This window comes from Acidisoma sp. S159, assembly GCF_009766125.1.
Lineage (GTDB): Bacteria > Pseudomonadota > Alphaproteobacteria > Acetobacterales > Acetobacteraceae > Acidisoma.
Genome location: NZ_LMUG01000059.1, coordinates 1 through 15,053, shown reverse-complemented (window position 1 = coordinate 15,053; position 15,053 = coordinate 1). Strand labels below are relative to the sequence as shown.

Sequence of the window (15,053 nt, the reverse complement as noted above, 5' to 3'; positions counted from 1 at the left end):
CTCAGGTTGCGGCAACTTGGTCGGCCATTTCGGCGCGGCGCTGGCCGAGCGGCTTTTCCGGCCCCTCGGTGGTATCGCGCGCGGTCTGATGCTCCATCTCGGCGTTCAACTCGGCGCCGATCAGAACGACGGTGGCGGATAGCCACATCCAGGTCATGAAGCCAATCACCGCGCCGAGCGAGCCGTAGGTTTTGTTGTAGCTCCCGAAATGTGAAACATAGAAGGAGAAGGCGAGCGAAACGATCAGCCAAAGGATCGCCGCGGCCACGCTGCCCCAGCTCACCCAGCGCCAGCGTGCTTTCGCCCGGCTAGGGCCGTATCGATACCCCAAAGCGAGGAAAACACTGATCGCCACGATGAGTACCGGCCAGCGACCGAATTCGAGCAACAGCGCTGTGGCTCCGCCTAACCCGACGAATTTTAGCACTGCCGGCAATACCACGATCCCGGCAAGCGCGAGGATCAAGAACAGGATCGTGCCCAGCGTGAAGGCCAGCGAAATCAGGGTCCGCCGGATATAGCTGCGCTTCTCGCGCTCGCCATAAACAACGTTTAGGGCATCGAACAGCGCCTTCATCCCGGCATTGGCACTCCAGAGCGAGGTCAACAGCCCAATGATGACGCCAATGCCAAGCGCCTTGCTGGGGCTCGATGCCAGGGATTTGAGCTGATCGGTGATGATCGACATCCCGCCGCCAGGCATTACGCCGGACAGCGAGGTCACCTCGGTCGATAGCGTCCTGGGATCGGCAATCAGCCCATATAGCGAAACCAAGGCGGCAAGCGCGGGGAAGAGCGCGAGTAGCGCATAAAAGGTCACGCTCGCGGCTTCGGCCAGCACGGAATCCTCGCCGATTTCGCTGAAGACACGCTTGAGAATCTGGATCCAGCCACGCGGCGGCAATTCGGAGGGAACCTTCGCGCCCCGACCCGTCTCACCGCGCGACCCGCCAGGTTCCATCGTCACACCCCGAGAGCCCGTGCTTCCATCGGCGGTCACGGACCATCGACCCCCCTGCCGATCGCCGCCACCGGCCTTGTCGAGCCACAGCCCGAATAGCGCGAGGCCGGTGACGAAGCCGATGTTTCGCGTGAGGTTGGATGCCAATAGATGCTCCCCGGCCGAATGCCGGGCAAGACGCCGGCGAGACGGCTAGGGACTTGTGCCGAGGCTCTCGCCCGACAAGGCCGAACGGAGCCGCGAGCGTGTCACACGCTGGTCACGTCCCCTTGTGGTCGATCGGCGTGATGGTGTGTCGGTCGCTTGCACGGCGCGGTATTGCGAAGCCGCCACGCGAGACAAGATGAGAACTCCAAGAGACCGCCAGGACCGCGCCGGTCCCGGCATCCAACAGGAGGCATCCCATGAGCGATCAGACGACGGAAGGCACCATCAACGACCTTAAGGGCAAGGTGAAGGACGCAGCTGGTGGCCTAACCGGCGACGCAGCGACCCAGGCCGAAGGGAAGGCCGATCAGGTCATCGGCAAGGCACAGGGCGCCATGGGCGACGCCGCGGAGAAAGTTTCTGGCGCCGCGAGTTCCGCCGCTGACTACGCCTCGGATCTCGCCAGCCGCGCGGGCAGCAAGCTCCACGGAACAGCGCAAACCGTGAAGGAAGGCGCCGCATCGGCCGGCGGCCGCATTTATGAAGCGGGCGCGCAGGCTGGCGACTATGTCGGCTACGCCGTGGAACGCCAGCCGCTGCTTTCGCTGCTAGGCGCAGCCGCGGTGGGCTACTTCATCGGCTATCTGGTGCATTCATCCTCAAGCCCCTTCGCGCCCCGCCGCTCGTTCCGCGACCGCTGGCTCTAGCCTTTCAGCTCGGCTGGGGTTGCCATTGGCCGAACTGCGCGACGCGGCGTGCGGGGCGAATGGCGACCAAGCCGGGTCGTTAGCCGATCCGTTTGCGGAGCGAGCGTAGGCGTCCGGTGGCATAGTCCACCGGCGTTGGCCCGAGGGGATAGTCACCCCGGCCAGCCTCAAGCGCGCTCTGAATGACATCGATCGCCGCAAGCGCCTCCTGCCTTGTGAGCGCGCCCTTGGTAATCATCGCCAGAAGTGCCGCTTCAGCCACAGCACCCGCATAAAGTGCATTTCCGAGCGCGATATGCCCGGATGCATCGAATTTCGACATCACAATACTCTGGTTTTCTCCGAAACTGAGAATGGCATAGGATCTTGACCACGGCTCTTCGTCTTTTGTGACGCAATCTTGATGTCCAAACGTAAGCCCTGGCCTTTGCGCTGATCACCCCGCCTTCGTTTCGGGGGTGATTCGTGCAATTTCGGACATTTCGGACTGGATCATCCCCGGAGTGCGGAATCGGCCACCACGATGAGATGCGGATGGCCGATCAGCGCCGTCACTGGCCAAGCCGGGTCCGGACGGCCGGCGCGTAGCATCGCCAGGGCCTCGGCTTTCGCCACACCTGTCACCAGCAGCAGCACGCGGCGAGCCTTCCGCAGCATGCCGATACCCATGGTCAAGCCATCGCGGGGCACCGTGAAGCCATCCTCGAAATACGCCTGATTGGCGATCCGCGTGGCCTCGGTCAGGGGCACGCGGTGGGTGCCTTGGTTCCAGTCGGCGCCCGGCTCGTTGAAGGCGATGTGGCCGTTGCCCCCAAGACCCAGGATGGCGAGGTCGAGCCCGCCCTGGGCCGCAACCGCCGCATCATGCGCCGCCGCTTCGCCCTCGAGGTCGGGCGCATCACCACGCAAGAGCCGCACCCGTGCGGGGTCGATCGCCGCACGGTCGAGGAAATGCCGATGAAGGAAAGCCGCGAAGCTATGCGAGTCGGCCTGCGGCAACCCGGCATATTCGTCCAGATTGAAGAAATGCGCGCGGTTGAGCTGCACCTCTCCTGTCGCGGCGCGCTCCACCCAACGGTCATACAGGCCGATCGGTGTTGAACCGGTAGGCAAGGCTATGGCCGCTTCAGGCATATCGTCGATGACGGCGGCAGCATGGGCCGCACCGCGCTCGGCGAATTCCTCGGGGCTATCAGTCCATTCAAACAGCATCTGTCATCCTCATCTGGCGGCGGCAACTTAGGCCGCCGCGCCGGTCAAGGCGAGGCGTCGGGAGTAACAAGCGCATGCTCGATCAGGGAATCTCATTGCGTCGTGCCGATGACAGCGCCGCGGCAACGCGACGATCTGGAACCAACCACATCAAAGCGACCGCCGCGTAAATCAGGTAGGCAAGCGCGGGCAGCACGAACGACATCACGATGCCGCTCAGGTATAGGATCGGCGAGACTTTCCCTTTGACGTCTCGCCCAAGCGCCTGACGCAGCGGCGATTCCTCAGCTTGCGAACGGATGATTGCCGCTTGCATGATATACCAGGCTGTTGCGCAAGCCAGTAGCGAAGCACCGTAGACCGCCGTCGGGACAGCGGCCAATTCATGTTCCCCAAGCCAGGCCGTGGTGAAGGGCACCAGTGACAGCCAAAACAGGAAGTTGAGGTTCGCCCAAAGCATCGCGCCATCGACCTCGGGCGCAAGTTTGAAGAAGTGGTGATGGTTGTTCCAGTAAATCGCCACGTAAATGAATGACAATACGTAGCTCACGAACACAGGCCATAATTCCGCGAGCGCACGTAAGTCGGTGCCTTGGGGCGCTTTCATCTCAAGCACCATGATCGTGATGATGACTGCGACGACTCCGTCGGTCAGCGCCGTCAGCCGTTCAGAACCCATCTCTCATCCGCCCCGACGTATGGCCCAGGTATCGTCTCAGTCGTCGTCATCGCCGGCGGCGAAGACTTCCACGTTCAAGGGCAGAACATGACCGAGCCAGGCGGCATGGGTCGTGTGGTCCGTGAGATCGTCGCCGGTCTCCGGATGCAGCAGCACGTCGAGCCCCTCGCGATTGAGCATGAGCCACGGCGCCAGGCTCGGAAAGAGCGAGACGGGGAAAGCGATCTGATACATCGCCTCGGTATGCGGCCCGACCGGCTTGGCATGCCAACGACCGAGACGCGCCTCAGGGAACAGCGTACCGACCGACTCCCGCAGCCGCGCCGCGGCGTCCTCGGTGACGCCCGGCTGGTAGTAGATGTGCGCGTGATACTCCGTGATCTGCGAGGGATCGGCCATGGCGAGCTCCTTTGGGTGCTTCGCCCGTAGCTTAGCGGCACGTTTCAGCGCCGGACAGCCGCCATCGCGATGGTCGTCGGCGCTGCGGGCCGGTCGGACCGAGCCGCCGCGGCCTCCGCCAGAATGGCGCGGCGGGTGGCCGACTGGGCCGCGAGGCTGTGCTGTCCGAGCAGCGACGCCCGTCCGGCTTTCGCCAGTTCGAGCCTACGGGCGGGTTGCCGGATGAGCTTTGAAAGCGCGTGGAACCAGGCCGCCTCGTCGGCTGCCAGCAAGGTGCCCGGCAAAGCGGTGCCATCTGCCGCCTGGTAGGCCGGCATGTCGGAGGCGACGGTTGCAAGGCCCAGGGCTCCGTAGTCCAGCAGCTTTATCGACGATTTGCAGCGGTTAAAGTCATTGTCGGCGAGCGGTGCTATTCCGATTGCCCAAGGCCGCTGCGACTGCTGCGCCGTCAGCCAGGCGACGAAAGCCGGGTAGGAAAGCCCGGCCCGGTGCGGCACCTCCGCCCGCTTGACGAAGGGCGGCAGATCGACCGCACCGACGATGCCGACGAGTTCGATGGAGATTTGCTCCGCGAAGGTCGCCTTCAGCCGCCCGAGGGCGGGCAAGATGAGGCCGAGATCCGCGCCATGCGTCGCCGTTCCCATGTAGAGAATGCGCGTGACGCGGCCGGTGACGCCCGCCGCCGCGAAACTCGGGCCGCCCTCCGCATGCTCGGGCGACGGCGCTGTGGACCATAGCCGCTCGTCGAGCCCGTTCGGCACGATGACAAGGGCGCCGGGCCGCGCCACCTGAGCCAGCCGGGACGCGAGTTCTGACGTCGAAACTTGCACTCCGTCGGCGCCCCTCACCAGCGTCTCAACCACCAAGGCCTTCGGTGCCAGGCGATTGATTTCGCTGTGTTCCAGCGGCAAGTTCAGCAGGTCGTCGTCGAGATCGAAGAGAAGTTTTCCGCCACTTTCCCGCACGTGCGCGATCAAAGACTTGGCGGCCCGGGGATCCGGCACGGCATAGCGCTGCGTCACGATGAGGTCGGCGGTCAGGCCCAGCGCCTCGTCGGCGGTCGCCAGCGTGATGTCGATGCCCTCCCCGGCTTGCGGATGGGCGAGCGGCAATAGCGTGCGGATATAGGTGCAGGGGCTGAGGAGATCGCCTTCGTCCAGCCGCTCCGGCACCAGGATGACGGCGGTGCGTCCGGGTCGCCGTAAATCCTGCACCCCGGGCCTCGACCCACGCCGTCGCGGCTGGCTTGGCTGGGTCTTGAAAGGTAACAAATAAGAGGCCGGATAAAACTGAGCCACCTGAGGCACGGGCGGGATCGTGGGCGCGGTCCGCGACTTCGCAGCTGTGAAGAGGCCTGCGCTCCATTCCTCCGCGTTTGCGCCAGGATGCAGAAGCAGGGCCTCTGGATAGGTTGCGAGCCGCTCTCGGAAGGCGCCGAGATCTGTCGCCACGATTGGCCGGCCTGAGGCGATGGCCGCCGTCAAAGTGAGGCTCCAGGTCTCGGGCCAGGGCGCGGGAAACCAGATCACCTGCGGATCAAGCCGCGCGATCAGAGCGGGGAGCGCCTTTGGCCTGTAACGGCCGGTCTCCGCGATGAGGTGGGCGAAGTGCCTGGCCAGAGGCCGCTCGGCCTCGCCTATGAGGGTGATCGCCAGGCTGCCGGGCGGTGACCGCTCCGCCACTTCCATGACGAGCGGAGCGCCCTTGTGGTCGGCGAGCATGCCGAGAATTGCGACTCTCACCGGTGCCTCCGGCCGAGAGGATACCGACGCTGTCTGGCGCGCCGCCGGAACCGGCGCCAACTCCAAGGGTGCGATTACCGCGCGGTCCGCGAGGCCGTAGCGATCGAGGCGGCGCCGCGTGTCCTCCGTGCCGCAGAAGACGCGGTCCGCGAGACGGAACAACCAGGCGGTTTCGGAACGCCACGCCGAGATGTCATGCGCTTCGGTCGGCTCGCCCTGGTGGAGGCAGGCGTTGCAGACTTCCGGCCCCGGCTCCCCACAGTAGATAGCGTCCCGCCTCGGTAGCAGATTGACGCGCGGGCAGATCGCGAACCAGTCATGCACCGTCACGTCGAACGGCACAGCAAGCACGGCGATCATTCGCCGGAGGTTGAGGCCCAAACCGCGCCAATGGTGGACGTGCACCCGCGCTATCCCGACGTGCCGCAGCAGGCGAAAGATGGTTGCTTCGAGGTTTTTCGCGGGCAGGGTAATCTCAGGGTGGCCGACAGCGGCGGGTGCGCCGAGACGAAGACCTGGGCTTTCCAGGATGGAGCTGAGTAGCAGGATATTCGCCTGTCCGACGCAGGCTTCCGCCAGGTCGCGGATGTGTTGTCCGACCCCGCCGTCATGGGCGTGTTTGACCATCAGGATGGTAGGGAGACCGTTGGTGGCGAAGAATTGCAGCGTCGTTGCAAGGCGAAACGGGGCACCCTCGTCCAAGCGGATATGCACCGCAACGAGGGGGCGATAGCTCGGCCAGCGCCGGTCGAGCAGATCGGCGTTGCCCGAGAGTTCCGGCGCCCCGGCACCGAAACTCACGCTGCCGGCGTGATAGACAAAAATATCGCAGGCGAGGCGATGCTGCCACCCCGCCGCGGACGCCCGCATGCAATAGTCACTCTCCTCGCCATAGCCACGCCCGAAGGTGTCGGCATCGAAAAGGCCCAGCTCCGCATAAGCGTCGCCGCGCAGATAGAGGCAAAAACCGACTGTCGTGGGAACGCGGATTGACCGGCCCGCATTCGCCTTGCGACAGGCTGCATCGATGCTGGCGAGGCTCGCGCCGAATGGAATGGGGCCGCCATCGATCGCCGGATAGGAACAAATTGTCGCGTTGTTCGAAAATGGCGAAACCGTCGCGACATTAGGATGCGCATAGGCGTGTGCGGCGAGACGCTGCAACCAGCCGGACGGCACCTCGGTATCGCTGTTGAGCAGCACAACATCTCGCGCGCCGGCATGCTGTATGCCGCGATTGACGCTGGCAACGAAACCGAGATTGCGCTCGTTCTTGATCAGCGTGATCAGGCCGCGTGTGGCGAGGCGCCGCAGATAACGCGACAGGCGTGGTTCTGGCGAGGCATCATCGACCACCACGATGCGGAGTGCGGGATGGTCGGCATCGACTCCGGCGACACTTTGAGGGTCGCGCAGAAGGCTATGCAGGCAGCGGCGAGTGTCCTCAAAACCGCGAAAGACGGGGATGACGATATCGACGGCGAGATCACGCGGAGAGCGCGGCGGGGCAGTCTTGGCAGGCAAGCAGTTTTCAACGTCGAAGTGCCGCTCGGTCGGCAGTCCCAAAGCACGCCCGATCGCAAGGTGGAAAAGTAGGGGGTTGGGCGCCGACTCAGGTATTTGCGCAACGTAAAAGAGGGGATCGAAGCGTGGATGCGGTTGGCGCATCTCTTGGGCGCCGAAGCGCGCGTAATGCTGCAACGGGCTGAGACCCGCTTTCGCGACATCCGGATTATGCTGCAAATACCAGGAAGGGTTGAAATAAGGGCTAGGATCGCGAGCCTCGAAAGCACCCCAGCCCCGGTAGTGCTCGAGCGGATCAATACCATTGGTGCGGACATCTGGATAACGGTCGAGGTAATAAGCCGCATCGAATAACAACGCCTCGACGTCCTTGGTTTCGAGGTCCGCAAAGAGCGCGGCCGTGCCGGGGAATGCCTCGTCAGAGAGTGTCGCTCCGCGCTGCGTTTCCGAGCCTGTCCGCCGCTGTTCCGGCTGCTCTGTTCTGGCCCCGCCGGTACCCACCTTTATCTCCCAGCCTCCTCCTCCGCTTGATACTGTTGACGCGCGCAACGGATGTGCGATGGCCAGTTTAGAACACGTTTCTTGCGATTTCGCAACATACTGGATCGGCTGGCTAGCGTTGGTTTCAAAGCCTCATGCCGGTGTTCGTCAGTCGCTCGGATAACGCAGCCAAGACGGTCGGTCGCGCGTGCACGTTTCGGCTTGTACGGGCTATGCTTTACGAATTAGCGATGGCCAAATAACGTACCGACTTCTGGATCCACTTCTTTTCGGAAACGTTCCAACCAAAAACAGCTCTAATTACCTAAGAACCTAGCCCAGTACCCCGGCCGATGAGTTATCAGTATGGGGTAGTTCAGGTTTGGTTGTTGTCGTGATATGAACTAGCGGAACCCAAATCGGTGCCTGGATGCGCCATAGGCTTAGGAGGAAAGCATGTATATTCCGCCGTTCGACTCCCTTTTGAAGGCACTCGGAGCCACGCGGAAAGAGTTCAATCGCGTGGACCAGATCACCTTGCCTGTTCCATTGCTTAAAATCTTATTGCAGATGGCCAATGCCGCCTCGGACTTCAACGAGATCGGCTATCTCCGAGAGAATCCTGACATCGCGGCCGCCGTGAAGACAGGTGAGATCCAGAGTGCGAAGATGCACTACATCGGCTTCGGATATTTCGAGGGCCGGCTAGGTGCGATTCCTGAAGTGGATGCCCCTTGGTATCTCGAGAGCAATCCCGATGTTGCCGATGCGGTCGAACAGCAGAAGGTTGGTTCCGCCTCCGAGCATTTCAATGTTGTTGGTGCCGGCGAAGGCAGAAGCCCAAGCAAAAAATATGAGACCGTGGCCGCGCAATGGAAGAAGGTCCTGGTCAGGGACTAGAGCCTCGAAGCCGCGTCGCAACGCTTCGAAACGGGGTGACGCAGCGGATGGCAGAGAACGTCATGAAGCGGATCCGAAGTCGCCTCCGCATTCCGTCTTCTCCGCGAAATGGTCCCGCCAACTCGGCGACTTCGCTTCCGCCTTGTTCCAGGGAAAGTCCATGATCACTCCGAGGAGTGCCGCCGATCATAGCTCATAACCCAAATCCTCCATAATGGGCCTGACGATATCCAGAATTGGCTCGAGATGCTTGATATATCTGCGGTAGCGATAGACATATTTCTCGGACAGCGGCGCCCTGACCTGATTTGCGCCCGCTGAGTGTTCGTAATGCGAATTTTTCTGAAAATCCAAGAGGCCATCATGAAATGGTCGCCCCACGAAGGTCATCATGCCACGAACGATATCTGATTGCGCTGCGACGAATTGCTCATATCGCAAGGTAAGTAGACTGAGATCGAGCTCCTTTTTGTAGTGACCAACCAGATCGTGCAACAGAGCATAATGCCCGGCGATCGTTTCCAAACGGAGGGCGCAGTTCGCGCCGTGGCTCATCGTGCGGAAGTATACGGAGAGGATGACATCGAGCGGGTGGCGGACGATGTGGATGATGCGAGACGCTGGAAACAGAAGATGAATCAGCCCCAAATGGGTCTCGTTTAACGGCATCTTATCCACGAAGAAGCTCAAACCTTCCTTATATCCGAGCGCCTTCTTTGCCTCGTAGAGATAGTGGTCACGCATCGCCGAGAACATCTCCCGCTTGTCTCCGTGCAGGATTCGGAGCAAGGAAAACGGATACCGACCGAACCGACCGGACCTCTCGGTTAAGCCTGACAGCCGGTCGATGGTCGGTAGCTCTCCCGCCGCTGCGATGTCGGGGTCGAGTGATAGCGTCTGCTGGATAAGGGTCGTGCCGGATCGCGGAAAGCCGACTACGAAGATTGGCTGCGGCTCGTCCGCGCGTAACGACGCACGTGGCATCTGGCTTACACGGTCTCGCGTAAAGAATTCTTTCAAAGACGCGCAGCGTTGGCGATGAAACTCGGCCGTATAGGGTGGATGACTTAAAGTGCGCTGCCACTCCTTGGAGGCGGCGAAGCTTGCGAAGGCCGCATCATATTCGCCGCGCTTGTCGAGGATGAGACCTCTCGCTTGGCATGCCACACCGGCCGGCTCGATCTGGTCCAGTATCGCCAGTGCCTCGTCAGCACGTCCAGCTCCTTCAAGAACCGAAGCCCTCAGCAGCAGGGTCCGGTGATCGACGGGTCGCTGATCGGTCAGGGTGAGGATGCGGTCTATTAAACTCAGCGCCTCGTCGAGGTTCCCTTCGGCGTCCTCTATCCGGGCCAAGCCATAAAGCGTCATGATATTGCCGGGCTCGAGGATATCCGAGCGCGCATAGTGCTGGCGTGCCGCCGCCAGTTGGCCGGTCTTTCTGAGACCCCAAGCAAGATGGCGTAAATTGACGGCGCTCTCACCTTCGAGTTCGGTTGCTCGCCTGAAATGAAACAGGGCACTGGCAGGGTCGTTGAGTTCGATCATGACGACGCCAAGGGTGCGATGCGTCATGGGCTTGCCATGATTGAGAAGTAACGACGTCCTGACGAATCGTTCGGCGGCTCGGTATCGATTCTTCGCGAAAAGATGGCGGGAGATTTCACCGATTAGCTTTTCGTCGTCTTCAAAATCGTTGAACAGATAGTCCAGGAGAAGGTTTGGTAGTGCTGTCGTATGGTCCTGGATAGCCTTGTACGCGCTGAAGACTGTGTCGCCCGGCAGCGCAAGCGAGGCCACGAGGCTGCGGACGTCCTCGATTGTCGCCTCTGCCTTTAGAAAAAATAAAGCATTTTGTATCGAGGTCTTGTTCCCTTCAATGCGTGACATCCCTGACTTCCTGTCTCTGGTATAGTGGCATCTCCCTCTATCCTGTGGTTTATTGCTAAACGATGAAGTGATTTCTCCATATCGAATCGCGACGCTGTGACGTAAAGCCTGCGGGCAGATCGAAACAGATTCATTGCTGAATTTTCCTAGCATTCTGTCATTTTTGCGACGCCATGTTACTCATGGATTTTAGAAGAGTGCGGATTAACACGCGCTGCTATTGCTAGCACAGAACATATCACACAAACCTCGCTGCCCAAGAAAGATGCTAATTCGAAACCGTCTGGGCGCATCGTCCCGCTCCGCCTATGGTGCGCGAAAGCTCCCCGGATGAATGCGGCATATCATGCAGATTGCTCTGTCAGACTCGAACCACGCGCAGGCCCTGCTGAAATTGCGGTCTGTTATCGAAGATCCCTCGATCGCCACGATTCGCCGGGTAAGCGCCGGCTTTGTTCTGGGAGAAGCGCTCGACGCCGCGGGTCGATGTGATGAGGCCTTTCCTGTCTACCTTAGTGCGAACACGACGTTCTTAGAAATGAAGAGGAGCGCGGGGGAGGTCTTCGACGGTGCGCGGTTTCAGCGTTACGTCGACAACATGGCGCGATTCATCACGCGGGAGTCCATAGATGCGGCACAGCGCGGGCAGAGCCAGTCGACCGAGCCGCTCTTCGTTCTTGGCCTGCCGCGTTCGGGCACTTCGTTGGTCGAGCAGATCCTATCCAGCCATTCGGAAGTCTTCGGAGGTGGTGAAAGCGATGGCATCGGGGCGATAAGCCGCGAGCTTGCGCAGCGCTACGCGGCACGGTCGCACCCTTCGGAATGGAATGCCGACGATCTCAGGAGCGAGGCCGAATCCTACTTGGCGACGCAGCGCAGGCTGAGCGGCGGGGCCAGATGGATCACCGACAAGATGCCGGACAATGTGCTCAACCTCCATATCATCGCAATGCTGTTTCCGCGAGCGACGGTGATCCACGTCATCCGCGATGAGCGTGACGTGAGAATCTCCAATTTCTTTCGGTTCTATAGAGACGGGAACCTGTTTTCCTACCGTCTCGCGGACTGCACGCTTCGCGTCGAGGAAACGAGACGCCTCGCACGCCACTGGCGCGCCGTGCTGCCGATCAGGATCATCGAGGTTGCTTATGAGGATATCATTGCAGCCCCCGAGGACCGGATCCGAATCCTATTGAGCGAGCTGGATCTGCCCTGGCAGGACACATGTCTGCGATTTTTTGAGACGCCGCGCCGAACGCCTTCGCCAAACCCGAATCAGATTACACGAAGACTATATTTGAGTTCAGTCGGACGATGGAGAAACTACTCGACATCTCTTTAGCTCTAAGCATCCGATCTTATTCCGACAATTAACGTTATTAGAGAGTTCATAACATGGTTAACGTGTCTTCGGGTCAAATTCTTTCTAATTTCGTAACGGAACCCTCAAATCCCAACAATCCGACGTACATCTTTGCAGGAGGTACCGGCATAGACTGGTACCAGCAACCATCTGGGTCCTTTCAATACAACACCATTTACGACTTCGGCGTCCTGATAAGTAATACGGCCAACTACCGCACCGGCCTCATAGTTGAAAGCGGCGGCCTTCTATCGGCGTCTGTGGAAAATACCGCGGGCGTTACGGTCTCCTCGGGAGGCACAACTATTGGCATGACGCTCCAGGCAGTGGGCGGCAATGAAGTGGTGCTTGCGGGCGGCACCGCCAGTGCCACGCACATCAGCGCGACGGGGTACGAGGTAATCGAGAGCGGCGGAACCGGGCTGAACGCGATCGTGTCCTCAGGCGGCGCCGAGTATGTGTGGTTGGATGGCACCGTCAGCGCCACGATCGTTTCCTCGGGCGGCGTGGAATACGTCTCCGCGGGCGGCACCGCCAGCGCGACGCTGATCAGCTCGGGGGGGATCGAGGCAATCTCCCGCGGCACCGGGCTGAATGATGTCCTGTCCTCGGGCGGCACCGTGGCCGTGTTCGCGGGCGGCATCGCCAGTGCCACGCTGATCAGGGCGGGCGGTAACGAGATAATCTCCAACGGTGGTACCGGGCTAAATGATACTGTGTCCTCAGGTGGCACGGAGGCCGTGTTCGGCGGCACCGCAACTGCCACGCAGATCAACGCGAGCGGCCTCGAGATAACCTCTGCGGGCGGGCTCGGGCTGAGCGCGATGCTGTCCTCGGGCGGCACGGAGGTCGTGCTCGCGGGCGGCATCGCCAGCGCTACGCCGATCGTCTCGGGCAGCACCGAGATAATCTCCGGCGGCGGCACCGGGCTGCACGATATCCTGTTCTCGGGCGGCATACTAAGTCTCACTTCCGGTGCCCTCGAGAGTGCCGGCACGGTTCTCTCCGGCGCGGCCCTGACCCTCTCTAGCGGCGCCATGGCGAGCGGCGTCACGGCCCTCGCGGGTGGCTCAATCATGGTGTTGTCAGGCGGCATCGCCTCGAGAAGCATCGACAGCGGCGCGGTCCTGGTCAGTGCGGGTGGCTCCGACTTTGGCGGCACTGTCCTCTCGGGCGGTCAGGATGCCGTCCAGTTTGGAGGAACTGCTAGCGGCACGACGATCAGCGCAGGCGGCATCCAGACTGTATCGAAAGGCGGAACTTTGCTGAACCCGTTGCTCTCCTCGGGCGGCGTGCTGATCATTCAGTCCGGCGCGGTGGAAAGCGGCGCCACGGTGGCAAGTGGCGGCATCCTCTTTGTCTCTAGCGGTGCCACGGTGAACAAGGTCACGCTGCTGGCCGGTGGCTCGGAGGTGATCGAGGCCGGTGGCACCGCGAGCGGCAATAGCGACAGCGGGACGGTCATCGTGTCGTCAGGCGGCTTGGAGGTTGGCGGCACCGTTCTCAACGGCGGGCAAGAGGCGGTTCAGTCTGGCGGCGCGGCGAGTGCGACCACGATCAGTGCCGGCGGCACAGATACGATAGCGAGTGGTGCTACGCTGCAAAACCCGATGCTGTCATCGGGAGGTATGCTCAACATCCTCTCAGGCGGGGCGGGAAGCGGCGGGACGGTCACCGCCGGCGCGACATTGGTCGTGTCTTCGGGCGCGACCGTGAGCGCGATGACGGTGCTGGCCGGCGGTACAGTGTTGGTTTTGAATGGGGGGGCGGATCTCGGCGCGATCGACGTCGGCATGGTGGTCGTCAACAGCGGGGGAGTGGATAGCGGCGATTTCCTGAGCGGCGGCGGGCAGGTTCTGGTGTCCTCCGGCGGCACTGCGGTGTCGGTCACATTGAGCGCGGGTGGCACCGAGACGGTGCTTCTGGGCGGCAAGGGTCTAGGGCTGAACCTTTCCGCGGGCGGCTTGATCAACCTGTCCTCCGGCGCCTTGCAGAGCGGCAGCACCGTGCAGACCGGGGCGACGTACACCGTCACCAGTGGAGCGACCGCGCTCAATATGTTGGTCACGGCGAACGGGTCGGCGAATATTGATGGTTTCGCCAGCGGCGTGATGGAACAAGGGGGCGCCGGTATTCAGGTCTTTAGCGGAGGAACCCTCAACGGTTTCACGGTCGGCACGAGCGGGCTCAACACCGTAGAGAACTACCTCAATGTCCTGGCCGGCGGAACCGCAGAAAACGGGACCATCAATCCTAGTACGAATGTCAACAACGGCGATCAAATCAACCTCTATGGGACCATGTCCTCGGTGGTCGATGACGACAACATCTTCATGTACGGCGGCTCGGGCAGTCTCATTACAGTGGCCAGCGGCGGCTTTCTCAATACCAACGTCACCACTTATTCTCCGCGTATCCTCACCAGCACAACTATCACGAGCGGCGGGTCGGGCGAGTTTACCGTCGGTATCTATACGGACACGGTTGTCAGTGCCGGAGGGACCGTGACGGTCATCGACGGCGCCACGGCGATCGCGTCGGCGGGAACGAATGAGGGGCTGACAGTCTACAATGGCGGCACCGACCTCGTCTTGAAAGGTGGCGTCGATATCGCCACGACAGCCAGCGCTGGCGCCGTCTATGACATCAGTTCGGGCGGCACAGGCCTCGGCACGCTCATCAACGACACGATCGCCTTCGTCGACTCGGGCGGCTTCGAGAGTGGCGCCACGGCGGTGGCAGGCGGATGGCTGGCGACACAGAATGGCGGGTCAGAGAGCGGGCTGCTCGCCAGCGGCGGCACGGCGGCCGTCAGCGGCGTTGACATCGGCGATACGGTCGTAGCCGGCGGCGGCGAGACTGTGACGACCGGAGGAACCGTCAGCGGGTTCGCAATCGGCTCGAGCGGGGTCAACACCACCGCGAGCTATATCAACGTCCTTGCGGGCGGAACCGCCGAAAACGGGATCATCAATGCTAGTGTCCTGGCCGAGAAATAACTAGACACCTTCGCGTGGCTATGATTCGCTGAGTTCCTGGCAGCGCAGGAGAC

11 protein-coding genes are annotated in these 15,053 nt (G+C 61.6%); 4 read left to right on the top strand and 7 right to left on the bottom strand.

Annotated elements, in window-relative coordinates; all coding sequences use genetic code 11:
• Position 1: 1 nt before the first annotated feature.
• Positions 2-1,108, bottom strand: coding sequence for a YihY/virulence factor BrkB family protein (locus tag GSQ92_RS16870; protein ID WP_254066637.1), 1,107 nt, complete (start codon positions 1,106-1,108; stop codon positions 2-4).
• Positions 1,109-1,365: 257 nt separating this feature from the next.
• On the opposite strand from GSQ92_RS16870, the gene GSQ92_RS16865 reads away from it, so the two are divergent.
• Complete coding sequence (locus GSQ92_RS16865; protein ID WP_158803938.1) at positions 1,366-1,815, top strand: CsbD family protein; 450 nt, start codon at positions 1,366-1,368, stop codon at positions 1,813-1,815.
• 79 nt (positions 1,816-1,894) lie between these two features.
• Here the strand turns inward: GSQ92_RS16865 and GSQ92_RS16860 are convergent, their stop codons facing one another.
• The 5 genes from GSQ92_RS16860 to GSQ92_RS16840 all read right to left on the bottom strand — a co-directional run bounded on the left by GSQ92_RS16860 (position 1,895) and on the right by GSQ92_RS16840 (position 7,872).
• Complete coding sequence (locus GSQ92_RS16860; RefSeq protein WP_158803939.1) at positions 1,895-2,137, bottom strand: hypothetical protein; 243 nt, start codon at positions 2,135-2,137, stop codon at positions 1,895-1,897.
• A 170-nt stretch (positions 2,138-2,307) separates the two neighbouring features.
• Positions 2,308-3,027 carry a glucosamine-6-phosphate deaminase gene (locus tag GSQ92_RS16855; protein ID WP_158803940.1) on the bottom strand — a complete coding sequence of 240 codons (720 nt, stop codon included), beginning with the start codon at positions 3,025-3,027 and terminating at the stop codon, positions 2,308-2,310.
• Positions 3,028-3,109: 82 nt separating this feature from the next.
• Positions 3,110-3,706, bottom strand: coding sequence for a TMEM175 family protein (locus GSQ92_RS16850; protein WP_158803941.1), 597 nt, complete (start codon positions 3,704-3,706; stop codon positions 3,110-3,112).
• 36 nt (positions 3,707-3,742) lie between these two features.
• Positions 3,743-4,105: a DOPA 4,5-dioxygenase family protein gene (locus tag GSQ92_RS16845; RefSeq protein WP_158803942.1), complete on the bottom strand. Its 363-nt coding sequence runs from the start codon at positions 4,103-4,105 to the stop codon at positions 3,743-3,745.
• Between the two features lie 44 nt (positions 4,106-4,149).
• The gene (locus GSQ92_RS16840; protein ID WP_159013771.1) at positions 4,150-7,872 is read right to left on the bottom strand and encodes a glycosyltransferase; all 3,723 of its coding nucleotides are present in this window, start codon (positions 7,870-7,872) and stop codon (positions 4,150-4,152) included.
• A gap of 435 nt (positions 7,873-8,307) precedes the next feature.
• On the opposite strand from GSQ92_RS16840, the gene GSQ92_RS16835 reads away from it, so the two are divergent.
• Complete coding sequence (locus GSQ92_RS16835) at positions 8,308-8,751, top strand: hypothetical protein (protein WP_159013770.1); 444 nt, start codon at positions 8,308-8,310, stop codon at positions 8,749-8,751.
• 186 nt (positions 8,752-8,937) lie between these two features.
• Here GSQ92_RS16835 and GSQ92_RS16830 read toward each other — a convergent pair whose 3' ends face one another.
• On the bottom strand, positions 8,938-10,638 hold the full coding sequence (locus tag GSQ92_RS16830; RefSeq protein WP_158805694.1) for a sulfotransferase: 1,701 nt from the start codon (positions 10,636-10,638) through the stop codon (positions 8,938-8,940).
• A gap of 538 nt (positions 10,639-11,176) precedes the next feature.
• Between GSQ92_RS16830 and GSQ92_RS16825 the strand changes: the two genes are divergently transcribed.
• Both GSQ92_RS16825 and GSQ92_RS16820 read left to right on the top strand, forming a co-directional pair.
• Positions 11,177-11,980 (top strand): sulfotransferase, encoded by an 804-nt coding sequence (locus tag GSQ92_RS16825; RefSeq protein ID WP_158805693.1) that lies wholly within the window; start codon positions 11,177-11,179, stop codon positions 11,978-11,980.
• Between the two features lie 53 nt (positions 11,981-12,033).
• Positions 12,034-15,000 (top strand): hypothetical protein, encoded by a 2,967-nt coding sequence (locus tag GSQ92_RS16820; protein WP_159013769.1) that lies wholly within the window; start codon positions 12,034-12,036, stop codon positions 14,998-15,000.
• Positions 15,001-15,053: the final 53 nt, after the last annotated feature.